The sequence below is a fragment of the Enterovibrio norvegicus genome (assembly GCF_002876705.1).
Classification (GTDB): Bacteria; Pseudomonadota; Gammaproteobacteria; order Enterobacterales; family Vibrionaceae; genus Enterovibrio; species Enterovibrio norvegicus_B.
Genome location: NZ_MDAG01000035.1, coordinates 191182 through 206394 on the forward strand (window position 1 = coordinate 191182; position 15213 = coordinate 206394).

Genomic DNA, 15213 nt, shown 5'->3' on the forward strand with positions numbered 1-15213 from the left:
AGTATGACAAAAAAAATAATCTTTCACCATCCTTTACCGCTGAACTTTAATTCATCATCTGGTAGTGGAATACGACCAGTGAAGATGTATAATGCATTTGTTTCACTTGGCTATGAAGTTGATCTTGTTGTTGGTTATTCAAGTGAGAGACAAGCTGCGATAAAGAGAGTGTTAAGAAATATTCAAGCTGGAGAGAAGTACCTATTTTGCTATTCAGAAGCGTCTACTATGCCTCTAGCGCTTACTGATATAGATCATCTTCCTAGAAGCCCATTTATAGATGCGTGCTTTTTTAAGGCACTTAAGAATAACAAGATAAAATGTGGTGTTTTTTATCGCGATATCTATTGGAAGTTTGACAACACCTCACCAAACTCTTTCACCCAAAAAGCAAAGAAGTGGTTTGCTAAATTTTTTTATAGATTGGAGGTTTTTACCTACAAACTCTTTGTGGATAATGTTTTTGTTCCTTCAATTAAAATGGAAAAGTACATACCATATATTCAGAAAGAAAAGTTTATTGAGCTCAACCCTGGTTTAGTTTCAAACCCATTTGTTAAGAAAATAAAGCAGGAAAATATGCAACTTCTATATGTGGGCGGCACTACAGGATTTTATAATATTAATCTTCTTATCGAGGTGGTTGGAAAGCATTTTAGTGAAAATATATTTTTGACAGTATGCACGCGCCCAGATGATGCTGCAGCTTTGAAGAAAGTAATTCCAAATATACCTGACAATGTTAATGTTGTCAGTCGCAGTGGCGAGGAGTTATTACCTCTTTATGAAAAAGCTGATTGTGCATGCCTATATATGGAACCTTCAACCTACCGAGAGTTCGCTGTACCCATCAAACTCTTTGAGTATGTAGGTTACGGTAAGCCAGTAATAGCTAGTTCCGGTACTTGGGTAGGGCACTTTGTTAGTGAGCAAGGACTAGGGTGGAAAATTGACTATACGGAGTCGGCGTTGAGACGATTTCTCCAACAATTACTTTCTAACCCTAGTCTTTTGTGTGCGTTTGGTGAATCTGTAAGGGAAAAGGCCCACCTTTATTCCTGGGAAAACAGATGTATAGAAGTTGAAAGAGCTCTAGGAAGAGTGAAGTAATGAAGATAGCGATACTTGGTAATGCAAACAGTATCCATATAAAACGTTGGGCGGAAGGTCTTCACTCAAGAGGGATTGAAATACATCTTTTGACATGCAATCAGAGCATTGAGCAATACTCACCTGGAATTCATCTCCATAAACTAACACCGTCGGTCCCTTATGGTTACATTTTGGCCGTTGTAAGCTTAAGAAAGCTTCTGAAAAGAATAGAGCCAGATGTCCTACATGCCCATTATGTTAGCGGATATGGAACACTTGCGGCGCTAAGCGGATACAATAACCTCATGATGTCTGCTTGGGGGGCTGATGTATATGATTTTCCTACCAAGAGTAAAGCTCACCACTGGTTGGTGAAGCGAAACCTTCAAAAAGCGAAAGCTATCGGCTCTACTAGTCACTGTATGCATAAAGTAATAAAAGATATAGAAGGTTTTTTACCTCCAATTTACGTAACGCCATTTGGTGTAGACACTAATCTGTTTTGCCCAAGTGAAAAGGACGTGGACAGCCCTAATAAAAAGGTTTCTATAGGTACTGTTAAGCTGCTTCATAAAAAATATGGCATTGACACCCTTATAAAGGCGTTTGCTCTCGCTGCTAACCGTTGTAATAATACTGAAGTAGAACTTACTATCGTCGGTAGCGGACCAGAGGAAGAGAATCTTAAAGCGCTGTCGCGCGACCTCGGTATCTCTAACTTGGTACAATTTAAGGGATATGTTGAAAACTCTCTAGTCCCACAAATTCTCAATGAATTTGATATATATGTAGCTTTGAGTCGATTTGACAGTGAGAGCTTTGGAGTAGCAGCTATAGAGGCAAACGCCTGTAGTCTACCAGTAATCGTCTCAGATGTGTCTGGGTTTAAAGAAGTTGTAGTGGACGGACATACGGGTTTGGTCGTTGAAAGAGATAACCCAGAAGACGCTGCAAATGCAATCTGTAAGCTCATTGAAAATGAATGTCTAAGAGCCAAGATGGGAAATGCTGGCCGGAAGCATGTTATAAACGATTACTCATGGGAAGTGTCACTGAGCAAAATGATAAGTGTGTATGATGAGTTGATCAATGGAAAGTAAGTGCAAGAATATTTGGTATATATCAAAGTATGCAAACATATCAAAATATGGTGCTGACACTAGACAGTCTTATTTTTGTAAAGAATTTGCAAGTCAGGGTAGTAATGTCACTCTAATATTGTCTAATTCTTCTCACTTATATAATGGCCTTCCGGAATTTAAAGGAATTTTTAAAGAAGAAAGATATTCAGGGTTTAATGTGGTTTGGGTTAATACCTTAAAATATAAAAACCCAAGTTCACCAAAAAGATTTTTATCCTGGTTACATTTTGAAATTATGACTATTATCTTCGGTTTGAAGAGCCGAGAGAAAAAACCAGATGTTGTTATTGCATCGTCGCTATCAATACTAAGTGCCGTCTCTGGAGCATTTTTTAAGCGCTTTTATGCATGTAAGTTTATTTTCGAAGTGCGAGATATTTGGCCGCAATCACTAATTGAGCTTAAGGGATTAAGGCCAATTAATCCAATTGTTATCGCTTTATCATGGGTTGAAAAGCTAGGTTATAAGCGTTCCGATGTTATTGTTGGTACTATGTCAAGGTTGACACAGCATGTAGAAAAGAAGATCAAAGAGAATAAAAAAGTTATTTGTATACCCCATGGCGTTAGTCTAGATTTCTATTGTAACGAGCAAACTGAGATAAGTTCAGATTACATAGACCACTATTTCTCAGATAGCAGGCCTAATCTAGTTTATGCTGGCTCATTTAATCAAGCATATAAGCTGGAACGTTTCGTATCATTAGCAAAAAGTGCAACAAACAAACTGGATTTGAATTTTGTTTTAATAGGAGATGGGCCAGAACTCGAATATCTCAGAGAGATATCTCGTGGTGTCGATAACTTAACAATAGCACCCAAAGTTCCTAGAGCCTCACTAAGTAGTGTCTTAAAAAAAGCAGACATATTATTGCACTCATTTGAGGATAAGCCTGTTTTTATGTATGGAGTGTCTCCAAATAAATTCGTTGACTATATGTATGCGGGTAAGCCTACAATTTGTATTGGGCGAGTGATTTGTCCGATGCTGTTAGATTCAGGGGCTGGTGTAATAGTTGAACCAGACGATGAAAGTGCATTTTTTGGAAAGGTTAAAGAGTATCTTTCATTATCGAATGAAGATAAGGAAATTTTAAGCTTACGTTCTAATAAATATATTTTTGAAGAGTTAAGCTATGTCAATCTAGCAGAGAAGTATTGTGAGTTATTTAACGATTAAAAGAATTTTTGATGTCTTAGTTTCGACAACAGCTTTAGTGACTTTGTCACCAATCTATCTATTTGTGTCAATTCTTGTCTTATTCAAACTAGGTAGGCCAATACTATTTTGCCAACAACGACCAGGCTTCAACGGTTCTCTTTTTAAAATGTACAAATTTCGCTCTATGCTCAACGCAAGCAGAGAAGGTTGTCTCGAAAATGTTAAGACTGATGCAGTTAGACTGACAAGATTTGGTAAATGGTTAAGAGCTACTAGTCTAGATGAGCTACCAGGCCTCTGGAACGTAATAAAAGGCGATATGAGTTTAGTAGGACCAAGGCCACTGTTAGTTGAATATCTTCCTCTCTATACAAATAAACAAGCCAGACGACATGAGGTAAAACCCGGAATTACAGGCTGGGCGCAAGTTAATGGTAGGAACAATATTACATGGGAAGAAAAGTTTGAGCATGATGTATGGTACGTAGACAACATGTCATTAATGTTGGATATTAAGATTTTGCTTAGAACAATCCTAAAAGTAATGAAAAGGTCCGATATCACATCTACAGATAGCGCCACATCTAATCCGTACTCGGGAAGTGAAAAATGAAATCTTTAGCAATAATAGGTGCTGGAGGTCATGGAAAGGTTGTTGCTGATATTGCATCAGAATGTGGGTTCACATTAATCGATTTTTTTGACGATGGAAAACAGCCCGGTCAAAAGATTGGTGCATGGGAAGTTAGTGGAACTGTAGATGATCTCGAACGAAAGTATTCTGACTATACTGGGATCTTTGTTGCGATTGGACACAACGAAACCCGGGCTAATTTGATGAAAAGATTCGCCTACACCAAACTGGTTACACTCATACATCCATCCTCTGTTGTTAGTACATCCGCTCAAATTGGAACGGGGACTGTCGTTATGCCTCGCGCGGTGATCAATGCATTTTCCGCTGTTGGAAATGGTGTGATTATAAATACTGCCACTGTTATCGAGCATGATTGCCATATCGGAGACTACAGCCATATCTCCCCTGGAGCGGTGCTTTCAGGAACTGTACATATAGGCCAGTATTGCTGGCTTGGGGCAAATTGTTCAATTAAACAAAATATCACGATTGGAACAGGTGCAGTCGTGGGGATAGGATCTGTTGTAATAAGAGATGTCAGAGCATCAGTAACAGTTATCGGGTCACCAGCAACAGAGCTAAAGAAGTAGGTTTATAGATGTTAGGTACTGAATTTTCTCCTTGGCCATGTTACTCCGAAGAAGAGACAAAAATCGTTGCGGATGTGCTTCGTTCAAATAGGGTTAACTACTGGACAGGTGAGCATGGGAAGGCGTTTGAGGAAGAATATGCCAGTTGGTGTGGAACACAGTATGCTGTGGCATTAAGTAACGGAACAGTGGCCATAGAACTCGCATTGAAAGCAATGGGAATTGGCCCAGGTGATGAAGTCATCACAACCCCACGTACTTTTATTGCTTCTGCTTCTGCCATTGTTGCTGTTGGAGCAAAGCCAGTGTTTGCTGATGTTGAGATTGAGAATCAAAATATATCAGCTGATACGATTTCAAAAGTTCTAACTCCCGAAACTAAGGCCATTATAGTAGTTCACCTTGCGGGGCTTCCTGCAGAGATGGATGATATTATGACGTTGGCAGAAAGTGCCAACCTATATGTCATTGAGGATTGTGCTCAGGCGCACGGTGCGAAGTATAAGGGGAAGTCAGTTGGTTCTATTGGGCATATAGGATGTTGGTCATTTTGTCAGGATAAGATTATCACCACAGCAGGTGAGGGTGGGATGATAACGACAAATGATCGAGAGCTATTCGAGTTTATTTGGTCTTACAAAGACCATGGTAAAAACCGCGATAAAATCCTCGATGGAAGTAAAGTTAAAGGTAAGTTTCGCTGGCTTCACGACAGCTTCGGTTCAAATTACCGTATGACTGAAATCCAAGCAGCAATTGGGCGTTACCAACTGACAAAAGTCGAAGAGTGGTGTGAAACGAGACGGAAATACATGTCGATGTACGACACGGTATTGGCTAATTTCTCATATATTAGAGTGCTAAAAATACCAGTATACTCGACACATGCAGGGTATAAATATTACTTCTTCTTGAACGATAGCACCGACGTTTGTGTTCGAGATGAAATATTGGCACGTCTTATGGAGCTTAATATTCCTGCATTTCAAGGAAGCTGCAGTGAAATTTACTTAGAGGACGCTTTTATTGACGAGTATAGGCCTGTCTCTCGTCTTTCAAATGCTAAAGCTTTGGGAGATATCTCGGTAATGCTTCTAGTTCATCCATCACTGAGTGTGGATGAAGTTCATCGTATATGTGAGTCACTGGAAGCCGTTCTATTAGCCTGTAAATGTTAAGCTTTATAAGATTCAGTCAGAGGTTTCTAGCCCTGTGTCTTCTAAATAAACGAGCGCGAAGATGGAAAAAATCACAATAGTCATCCCTACATATAACGAATCTTCCGGTGTGGAGCTTTTATATAACGTACTATCTTCGACTCTTAGAATGAATGGGATTAGCTATGAGTTACTCTTCGTTGATGATGGCAGCGCAGATGATACTGTTGAAATTATTAAATCCCTCCCTGTAAAAGAAAACCTTGAGGTTTCAGTCTTAGAATTATCTAAAAACTACGGACATCAAGTTGCACTCCGAGCGGGATATCGAGCTGCAGAAGGAGATGCAATTGTATGTATGGATGCGGATCTCCAGCACCCACCAGCAGTTGTTAATGAAATGATTGACAAATATAAGAGTGGGTATGAAATCGTTTGTGGTATAAGAGATGATTCTTCATTATCCCCTTCATTCAAAAAAAGGACATCTGAACTATTCTACAAAGTTTGGAGCTGGTTAACAGATGTAAATCTGGAGCCGGGGAGTTCAGACTTCAGGCTGTTGAGTAAAAGAGTATTAGGCGAAGTAAACGCTTATGATGAAAAGTACCTATTTCTGCGTGGGTTGATACCTCAAATGGGTTACGAAAGCTATAGCTTGCATTACAAACCCAATGATCGGGAATATGGAGAATCGAAGTACAGTCTAAAGAAAATGCTTAGCCTTTCAAAGAATGGAATCCTTTGGGGAAGCATTAAGCCATTGCGACTTGCATCCATACTTGCTTTCGCCACGGCGATGGTCTCAGTCATGTTCGGCTTTTATACGATATTCACTTATTTTTTTGGTGATGGAGTAGTACCTGGGTGGGCTTCAATTGTATCGATTATTTCTTTTGTGGGCTCTTTGCAACTTTTTGCAATAGGTATTGTTGGTGAATATTTAGGCCAAGTGTTAAATGAAGTAAGAAATAGACCATTATACCACGTTAATAGCCTGAGCAAAGTGGAAGAAGACAAAAACAAATGATAACAAAATTACTAATTTTCTTATTCTATATAGCTTCTAGTTCGTTTGGTTTGGTTTTTATTAAAAAGTCGACGGGGCTATTTTCTTTTTTATTTATGGCGGGTAATGTTCTTTATATTGTGGGGTATATTATTTGGGTGTCCGTCATATTGAAGATGTTGCCACTATCCACTGCTTTCCCATTGGCATCTGCAGGTCTTCTTATCGCATCTCAAATAGCTGGTAAATTAGTGCTGGATGAGAAAGTGGATATATATAACCTAGTGGGCTGTGGGTTTATTATTTTGGGGTTTATTATTATTTTTATTAAAGGGGATTTTCAATGAGTGCAAGCGTAGAGAGGCAAAGGGAGCATTTTAATAGTATTGCGAAGCAATATCTTAAAGGTAAGGAAGATCCCCGCTTTCTTAAACTCCAATCTCTCATTTGGGAGCGAGTGATTAGCTCACTTCCTGAAGAGCTTCGCGATATGAAAGTCTCAGTCCTAGAGCCGATGTGTGGTTATACGGAAGGATTGAAGGTACTAAATAGAGCAAACTTGGATATCGAATATAGTGGTTTTGATTATAGCGAAGAGATCGTCAATCATCTAAAGTCTATCTCTCCTGAACTAAATGTTTTCCATGGTGATATTACAAAGTTTAAAGCTGACGCACAGTATGATGTGATTATTTTGATTGGCGGGTTACACCATGTTCCAAATTTTGCAAAAGAGGCAGTGAGAAATTTGGCAGATTGCTTAAGATCTGGTGGTTTTTTTATTAATTTTGAACCGACACATGGCAATCCATTAAATAAATTTGTCCGAGAATATATATATAAAAAGAATGAAATCTTTGACCATGATACTGAGCGTGACTTCTCTGTCAAAGAATTAGAGTTTTTCTTTGAGGAGGCAGGACTAAAGAACCAGTTCAAGTTTTATCCAGGTCTTCTCGCATATATCCTTTATTATAACCCTTATGCGTTTCCACGTTTAAACAAAGGTAGCGAAAAAACGGTTGAGCGGATTTTTAGTATAGAAAGTGCTTTTTACGAAAATTTTATCGGTAGAGCATTGTCATTCTGTACATTGACAGTATGGAAAAAATAGGCATGAGTCACTTGTTTTACAATATTAAAAATGGATTTAAATATATTGTCATTTCTTTTTTTTCTATTGTTTTTATGTCTTCAACTATAATGCTGAACAGCATCAGTATAGATAATGAGAAATATTCAAGAAATGATGCGACTGGGTTTAAGTTGCGTGAGGCTACACAGTTCTTTTATTTTTATAAAAATCTTGGTCTTTTCCCTTTGGCGGTTGAAAAAAAAGACATGAAAAAATTAAATGGGGGGGCGGGTAAAGCACGAAGGTTTATTAAAGAACACCCTGAAAAGCTTAGGATGGAAATAAAACACTGGTACAGGTTTGGGGAGTCAGCACGTATTTGGGCCCTATTCCCCTCCTATTACACTGGTGAACCTATAAATAAATTAACGCTAAAACCTCTAAATGCCACAGTTTTTTCCATAACAGGAGTCCTGTTGTTGATAGCTTGCTATAAATTGGGTGGTATTATTGTTGCGTTGGCTGGCGTGTCGCTTTACGTTTCATCCCCATTTCTTCTTAGTGAATCATTCCTTCGAGACAATATTTTCGCAATCCAGCCCATGTTACACATTTTTGCAATCAGTCTATTTATCATTCTTCATGGGAAACAAAAATGGTATTTAGTCGCGGCTTCAGTTTTTGTTGCGCTAATATCTGGTCTTTTTTCAGAGATCCGCGGTGAGAATATCACGGTTCTACTAGTTCCGATTTTGTATTGGTTGGTGGTGAGTTCTCTCTCACTCAAAGGAAAGATATTAGTTACTTTGGCCGTTGTAAGTTCGTTCATTCTTGTAAAGTCTTCAATCCGCGAGCATTTTGAAGATGCCTATGAGCGCACATACAAAACAGTTGAGAGTGTTGGAGGCGTAACGTTTGACGGCAGCACGACAGGGCAGCACCCTGTATGGCATCCTTTCTTAGCTGGCTTGGGAGATTATGGTCAGGATAAAGGCTTCCTATGGTCTGATATAGACATTTTCTACAGAGTACTCGGAAAAAGTGGGTTTACTGAAGAGGAAATAAGAAACGTCGTGAGTACGTACTATGATCCTGAAACTCAGTACTACTATAAACGGCCTGAGACGGTCGATAACTACTCAAGTCTTGCCCGGAATGAGTTTCTTGGAACGATAATGGATGATCCATTTTGGTATGCAAGCATTCTGATAAAACGCGCTGTACGCATAGTCACTGACGTACCTCCAATAACTTTCTATGTTTTAGACAAAAGAGTTGAGGTGGGTTTCTATTCGTTGGTTGCTGTGTTGGTTATTGTCGGCTTACTGGTTAGCAGACAAAGTTACATCAATTCTTTTAGCAGGTTGGATGTATTTGTAGTGTTAGGGGCTCTATCAATGTCAGGTATTGCTTTTTTGATTCATACTGGCAAAGGGGCAACTTACGGAACTGTGCTACCGTTGATGATTTCTGTTATTCTTATTAGCAAGTGTATTCCAATTGTTAATGGCAGCAAAGAAGAGTGTAATTAATTCTCTTTCTTAGGTGTTTTGTTCACGAATTCATAAGGATCCTTTTAAAGGACGCATTCTATTGTTGTTGATAGTCTAGCCTTAAGTTAGATCTTCAACAAGACACGCTAAGCAAACCATGCAGAAGCCTTTTCTACTATGAATCTCAATAAAATTTGGCGCTTGTCCCGCCCTAAAAAGCGTATCCTCAGCGTTGCTATTGACGCATGTTTCATTACGCTTTCTTTCTATCTGGCGTTTTGGGCCCGCTTAGGTAAGTCGGTATCTTTATATGATGAAAAGTACATTTTCATCCTCGGCTGTACCGTACTCGTTACTATCTACGCATTTACCAGACTTGGCCTATACCGTGCGATTCTGCGCTACTTAACATTCCATGCCCTTGCTGTAGTGAGTATCGGCACGGCGATATCTGCAGCCACATTTGGTTTGCTTGCCTTCTACTTTGATGCGTTTGTGCCAAGGTCGGTGCCGCTAATATATGGCTCTTTCCTTTGCTTACTATGCGGCGGTTCCCGACTCTTAGTTCGCGTACTTCTTTCGGAAATTCTAAACAGAGGGCGTAAGAAAGTTCTTATCTATGGGGCAGGATCTGCAGGGAGGCACTTAGCCCAAGCTATGCGGTCTTCAGACACACACAAGGTCGAGGCATTTATTGATGAGGATATCGCACTTAGAAAATCTGTGATTATGGGGATTGTTGTCGAAGGTGTAGAAGCTATTCCAAAACTTGTCTCTAAATACAAAATCTCTCAGATTCTTCTGGCCATTCCTAGTGCCACTAGAGCTAAGAGAAAAGAAATCATTAATTCACTTGTGCATCTTCAAGCCGAAGTTCTAACAGTACCTGATCTAAAAGAGATTGTAGAAGGTAAAGCGAAAATTGATGAGCTTAAGGATGTTGCAATTGAAGATTTGCTTGGGCGCGATCCTGTAGAGCCTAAACAGGAGTTACTCGAATCAAACATTAAAGGAAAGGTTGTTCTAGTTACAGGTGCGGGAGGGTCAATTGGGTCAGAGCTCTGCAGACAGATCACGCTCCTAACCCCAAGAACGCTGATTTTATTTGATGTCTCTGAGTACGGACTTTACGCTATAGAAAGGGAGGTTAGACAAATAGCAATTGGCTCTAATGTACATATTGAAATTGTTCCTCTGATTGGCTCAGTGCAAAGAATCAACCGGCTCTCTGTCATATTTAAAAGCTTCCAGGTTGATACGGTTTATCATGCAGCCGCATATAAACATGTACCTCTTGTGGAATACAACGTAGTAGAAGGCGTCCGCAATAATATATTTGGTACATATTATGCGGCGAAAGCTGCGGTTGAGGCTAATATTGAATCTTTTGTGTTGATATCGACCGACAAAGCTGTTCGCCCAACAAATGTAATGGGCGCAACGAAACGAATGGCTGAACTTGCACTTCAGGCTCTTGCTGATGACTGCAAATCTGGATCTTGTCGAACAAATTTTTCAATGGTTCGTTTTGGTAATGTTCTAGGATCTTCAGGATCTGTTATCCCTCTCTTCAAACATCAGATTGCAAAAGGTGGTCCCGTCACCGTGACACATCCTGACATCATTCGATATTTTATGACCATACCTGAAGCTGCTCAGTTAGTTATTCAGGCTGGAGCAATGAGTCGTGGTGGAGATGTGTTTGTTCTTGATATGGGTGAGCCAGTTAAAATAGTGGATTTAGCAGTTAAGCTTATAAAACTCTCTGGTTTGGAAGTGAAGTCTGATGACTGTCCGATGGGGGATATCGAAATTGAGTTTTCCGGATTGAGACCAGGAGAGAAACTATTCGAAGAGTTGTTGATTGGTGGTAGTGTCGAGGGGACCTCTCATCCAAGAATTATGACGGCAAATGAGGTTAGTATGTCTTTGATGGAGTTTGAGGCTGTGCTTAGTGAATTAGACGAAGCATGTCATAATTTCGAACATGATGTAATAAGAAGTCTTCTCATTTCGTTGCCTATTGACTTTGAACCACGAAACGGTATTGAAGATTTAGTCTGGAAAAAACTAGACTCTCAAAATAGCTCAAGTAAAAGAACTAACTTAAGTTTAATCGCTAAGAGGTAGCTTGCATTTCAATAGATAATGCATTGTACATGAGTTGTTTAAATCCAAGGCTCTCTTTGCGCTGCGTTTTCTTACTTAGAAAGCCTTGGATAGCTATAACTAAGGTCTAATACGACCAAACTGCTCACACGCCAATAGTGTGTTCTCTATCAGTGTCGCAACCGTCATTGGTCCCACACCACCAGGCACTGGCGTAATATGGGTCGCTTTTTCTTTTGCCACGTCATACTCCACATCACCTACTAACTTGCCGTTTTCTAGGCGGTTAATGCCTACATCAATGACCACTGCACCCAGTTTGATCCAATCTCCCGGGATGAAGTTTGGTTTACCTACCGCAACAACCAACAAATCAGCCTGACGAACATGATGCTCGAGATCTTTGGTAAAGCGATGACACGTTGTCGTTGTGCATCCAGCGAGAAGGAGCTCCATCGTCATCGGCCGCCCAACAATGTTCGATGCGCCGACAACCACAGCATGCATACCACGTACGGGAATGTTGTAACGATCAAGCAGCGTAATGATGCCTTTCGGGGTACAAGAGCGGAGCTTTGGCATGCGTTGGCAAAGGCGGCCAACGTTATAAGGGTGGAAACCGTCTACATCTTTTTCCGGGTTAATGCGTTCCAGAACGTTGGTAGAGTCCATCTGAGCCGGTAGTGGCAATTGCACGAGAATGCCGTCAATTTCTGGGTCATTGTTTAATCCGTCAATGAGTGCCAGCAAGTCTGACTCACTTGTGCTGGAAGGCAGGTCGTAGGATTTTGAGATAAAACCGACTTCTTCACACACACGGCGCTTACTGCCTACATAGACTTGTGATGCAGGGTCGTCTCCGACAAGAACGACCGCTAGACCTGGTGCTCGTAGCCCCGCAGATTTGCGTGCGTCGACGCGAGCTGCAACTTCTAATCGAACCGTTTGAGAAATAAGCTTTCCATCAATAATTTGAGCGGCCATTGTGTTCCTTTGGCAAAACGAGAGCAGGAAAATTTGGCGTATTTTGACAAAAAAAATGTGATATGGCTATAGCGCAAACGTTTGCTATTTGTTTGCACTATGAAATAGTCGGCTCAGATCATTGTTGGTGAGTCTTATCAAGGGTGAGGGTTAAACGTAGGCGTTGTGTTGGTGAAAAAGTCATCAGTTAGAGAGGGAACACCAGCAATGAGAGTATCCATATCAAGGCCGTAGTAACTTTCAATTGAATCGGCTATCCAGTTTTTAATATAAAGGGTGGAAACGAATACGCTAGTTCGCTCATTCCCTAACTCTCGTCCATCTAGTAGTTTGAAGCTAGAGCCTGACATACCAGAAATGATCCCGACTAACTCACCTTTCTCGTTGAACGTTCCGCCACCACTCATGCCTGATTGAATGGGCGCATCCATAATGCTCGCAGGGCAATTGGCAAAGAGGCTACTATCGACAAAATTCACATCTAAATAATATTTCCCTTCACCAACGATAGCTTTTCCCGAAAAGCCAATTCCGTAAGCCTTAACGTTATCATTTGCTGAGACCCTACCTAGCGGTGCGAGTCGTTTATTTCGATTGTCTTCTTTTATTATGGCGACATCACAACTTGGGTGGTAAGCAACTACGGAGCTGTAATCAAGTTTAGCGACGTGTTTAGCCGTTAAGCTTAGGTCTTCGGTTAGGGGAACACTTGAACCATGTCCACCTAGTATAAAAGGAATGCCGATTGGGAGGTAATTAATGCTTGGCGCGTTCGTTTCATTCGCGTATTCAGTCGGGCCATTTATTAAAATACAACCTGTGAGCAAATGCATAGAAATGGCGATGACAAAAATCGAGCGCAGTGTTCGTAACATAAATCTCTCCCTCAACGCTGACGTAGGAACAAAAATCGCGTCAACACTTCTAGCGTAGGGAGTGAAAATTATAACGTACAAGTTTCTATAAATAATTCACTTAATAAATTATTAAGTTGTTGATATACTGATGTTATTTATGGCCCTTTATACATTGTGGTTGTTAAGAAAATCGGATGGAAGATGTTTTTTCAAGTTTGTATATTTATCGATGCAGAATTAAATAACAAAAAAATCAATAGAGGAGTTTTGTATAACAAGGGATGTTTGACTATGAACTTAATGGAATGGTGTGCGAATAGATAATTAATTATCAAAAGTAATATATGCTCACAATAAAACAATCACATAAGAAGTAAGTCGGTGTACGTATACGCGCAGAATGAGGGGTAACGTCAATTTTATTGCGGATTAAGTACGGTAATTGGTTACGTTCTAGAAGGGTTGTATTTATAGTTAGACAGAAAGAATGTTACTTCCTGTCTAACCTTTTAATGGCGTTGTAGCCTGCGTGTTTAGATATCTACAGTTGCCGTGTCTTCGACACCGCCTGCGCCGCTGCGACGATTGCGTTTGGTTGATATCAGCATAAAGATGAGCGTTGCGGTAAAGCACACAGCAAAGTAAATCATTAGCCCTTCTTGCGCGCCCATCACTTCACCAGCGACCACTGGGCCAATAACTGAACCAACACTGTAGCTCAACAGCATTAGCTCGGCAGCTGCCACTATTTGAGATTCAGAGACCTTTTTACACGCCAATGTTATTGCTACAGGGTAAAGCGCAAAAGCTGAAGCGCCCAACAAAAATAGGCCCGTCATTAGTCCCCCAGTGACTGTCGCTATTTCGACCATCGCAATAGATAGCAGACCTGTGAAACAAAACGCCGCCATTAAGAGTGCTTTTTCAACACGGGCATTGAGCCAACTCACCAATGGTTGAACAGCCATGCCACCTAAAATGACGATGGCCATGAGTGATCCAACTTGCTCTTGGCTGTATTTACTTTCCAGTTCTAACGGCAGTAAACCATAGATAGAACCCAAAACTAACCCTGACACGATGCAGCCGATATACGCAGCAGAAGGCAAGTTTTTCATTTCACTCAGCTTAATGCTTGAGTGGGCCATTGCTTTAGGATGCCCCTTACGGATAACCAAGGGTGGCAGGATGGCTGCAAACATTAGCGTAGCAACCACTGCCATAGGTAACGTGCCTGATGTGCCAAAAAAACCAATTCCTAGTTGTCCGAGTGCAGAACCACCGTAGAGCGATGCCATATAAAGGCCAAGACGCTTTGCACGTGCTTTCTCTGTGTCCGCCATAAGTAACCAGGACTCAATGACAACAAAAACACCCGCAACAGCAACACCTGCAACAAAGCGAGCACTGAGCCAAAGTGATGGTTGAGAGAACACTGCCATTGCACTGACAGTAGCAACAATCACCAAAAGAAAGAGCACAAGCGCGTTTCGATGACCCAGACGACCGACGATTTTTGCACTGATCAAAGCACCGCCCAACAAGCCCGCATAAAAAACGCTGGCAAGCCAAGATGCAAGATCTAATGACATCCCTTTTTCGACAAGCGCCAAAGGGATGAGGCTCATCAGGAAACCGGATGCAATGGCAAATAGACTTAGGCTAATAACAGGCACAAGCGGGCTGTTGCCTTCAGCCCTGATTTCTGGGTTCTGTTGCAATGCTTTTCTCAATTAGTAAAGGTGTGAATGAAAAAACCTGTCCGGGAGGGACAGGTTTTAGAAATTGTTTGAGGCTCTCTGCACCTGAGTGGTGGAAGGGAAACCTGCAGTAACTTGCTTACTTTCGTCGCGATTATTATTTCGCCAGTTCGAAACGTAAAGTGAGAATATTTACTCGTGACGAT

14 protein-coding genes are annotated in these 15213 nt (G+C 40.8%); 11 read left to right on the forward strand and 3 right to left on the reverse strand.

Annotated elements, in window-relative coordinates; genetic code table 11:
* The first annotated feature begins 3 nt into the window (after positions 1–3).
* From BCT27_RS17630 to BCT27_RS17680, 11 genes are all read left to right on the forward strand, one after another.
* A complete protein-coding gene (locus BCT27_RS17630) occupies positions 4–1110 on the forward strand; it encodes a glycosyltransferase (RefSeq protein ID WP_102391943.1) in 1107 nt (368 codons plus the stop codon).
* Positions 1110–2192 (forward strand): glycosyltransferase, encoded by a 1083-nt coding sequence (locus BCT27_RS17635; protein WP_102391942.1) that lies wholly within the window; start codon positions 1110–1112, stop codon positions 2190–2192. Before BCT27_RS17630 ends, BCT27_RS17635 begins: the two co-directional genes overlap by 1 nt.
* Complete coding sequence (locus BCT27_RS17640; RefSeq protein ID WP_102396361.1) at positions 2182–3414, forward strand: glycosyltransferase family 4 protein; 1233 nt, start codon at positions 2182–2184, stop codon at positions 3412–3414. The genes BCT27_RS17635 and BCT27_RS17640 overlap by 11 nt, the downstream gene beginning before the upstream one ends.
* Positions 3395–4009, forward strand: coding sequence for a sugar transferase (locus BCT27_RS17645; RefSeq protein ID WP_277869483.1), 615 nt, complete (start codon positions 3395–3397; stop codon positions 4007–4009). The genes BCT27_RS17640 and BCT27_RS17645 overlap by 20 nt, the downstream gene beginning before the upstream one ends.
* Positions 4006–4623: an acetyltransferase gene (locus tag BCT27_RS17650; RefSeq protein ID WP_102316555.1), complete on the forward strand. Its 618-nt coding sequence runs from the start codon at positions 4006–4008 to the stop codon at positions 4621–4623. The genes BCT27_RS17645 and BCT27_RS17650 overlap by 4 nt, the downstream gene beginning before the upstream one ends.
* 8 nt (positions 4624–4631) lie before the next feature.
* The gene (locus BCT27_RS17655) at positions 4632–5801 is read left to right on the forward strand and encodes a DegT/DnrJ/EryC1/StrS family aminotransferase (protein WP_102396362.1); all 1170 of its coding nucleotides are present in this window, start codon (positions 4632–4634) and stop codon (positions 5799–5801) included.
* A 61-nt stretch (positions 5802–5862) separates the two neighbouring features.
* Positions 5863–6810: a glycosyltransferase family 2 protein gene (locus BCT27_RS17660; RefSeq protein ID WP_102316557.1), complete on the forward strand. Its 948-nt coding sequence runs from the start codon at positions 5863–5865 to the stop codon at positions 6808–6810.
* A complete protein-coding gene (locus tag BCT27_RS17665; RefSeq protein ID WP_102316558.1) occupies positions 6807–7136 on the forward strand; it encodes a hypothetical protein in 330 nt (109 codons plus the stop codon). Before BCT27_RS17660 ends, BCT27_RS17665 begins: the two co-directional genes overlap by 4 nt.
* On the forward strand, positions 7133–7903 hold the full coding sequence (locus BCT27_RS17670; RefSeq protein WP_102316559.1) for a class I SAM-dependent methyltransferase: 771 nt from the start codon (positions 7133–7135) through the stop codon (positions 7901–7903). The genes BCT27_RS17665 and BCT27_RS17670 overlap by 4 nt, the downstream gene beginning before the upstream one ends.
* A 2-nt stretch (positions 7904–7905) precedes the next feature.
* The gene (locus BCT27_RS17675; protein WP_102396363.1) at positions 7906–9396 is read left to right on the forward strand and encodes a hypothetical protein; all 1491 of its coding nucleotides are present in this window, start codon (positions 7906–7908) and stop codon (positions 9394–9396) included.
* Between the two features lie 138 nt (positions 9397–9534).
* On the forward strand, positions 9535–11487 hold the full coding sequence (locus BCT27_RS17680) for a polysaccharide biosynthesis protein (RefSeq protein ID WP_102316561.1): 1953 nt from the start codon (positions 9535–9537) through the stop codon (positions 11485–11487).
* 99 nt (positions 11488–11586) lie between these two features.
* Here BCT27_RS17680 and folD read toward each other — a convergent pair whose 3' ends face one another.
* The 3 genes from folD to BCT27_RS17695 all read right to left on the reverse strand — a co-directional run bounded on the left by folD (position 11587) and on the right by BCT27_RS17695 (position 15028).
* On the reverse strand, positions 11587–12450 hold the full coding sequence (folD, locus tag BCT27_RS17685) for a bifunctional methylenetetrahydrofolate dehydrogenase/methenyltetrahydrofolate cyclohydrolase FolD (protein ID WP_102316562.1): 864 nt from the start codon (positions 12448–12450) through the stop codon (positions 11587–11589).
* A 137-nt stretch (positions 12451–12587) separates the two neighbouring features.
* Positions 12588–13325, reverse strand: a complete 738-nt coding sequence (locus BCT27_RS17690; protein WP_102316563.1) for a S1 family peptidase — start codon at positions 13323–13325, stop codon at positions 12588–12590.
* Between the two features lie 515 nt (positions 13326–13840).
* Complete coding sequence (locus BCT27_RS17695) at positions 13841–15028, reverse strand: MFS transporter (RefSeq protein WP_102316564.1); 1188 nt, start codon at positions 15026–15028, stop codon at positions 13841–13843.
* Between the last annotated feature and the right edge of the window lie 185 nt (positions 15029–15213).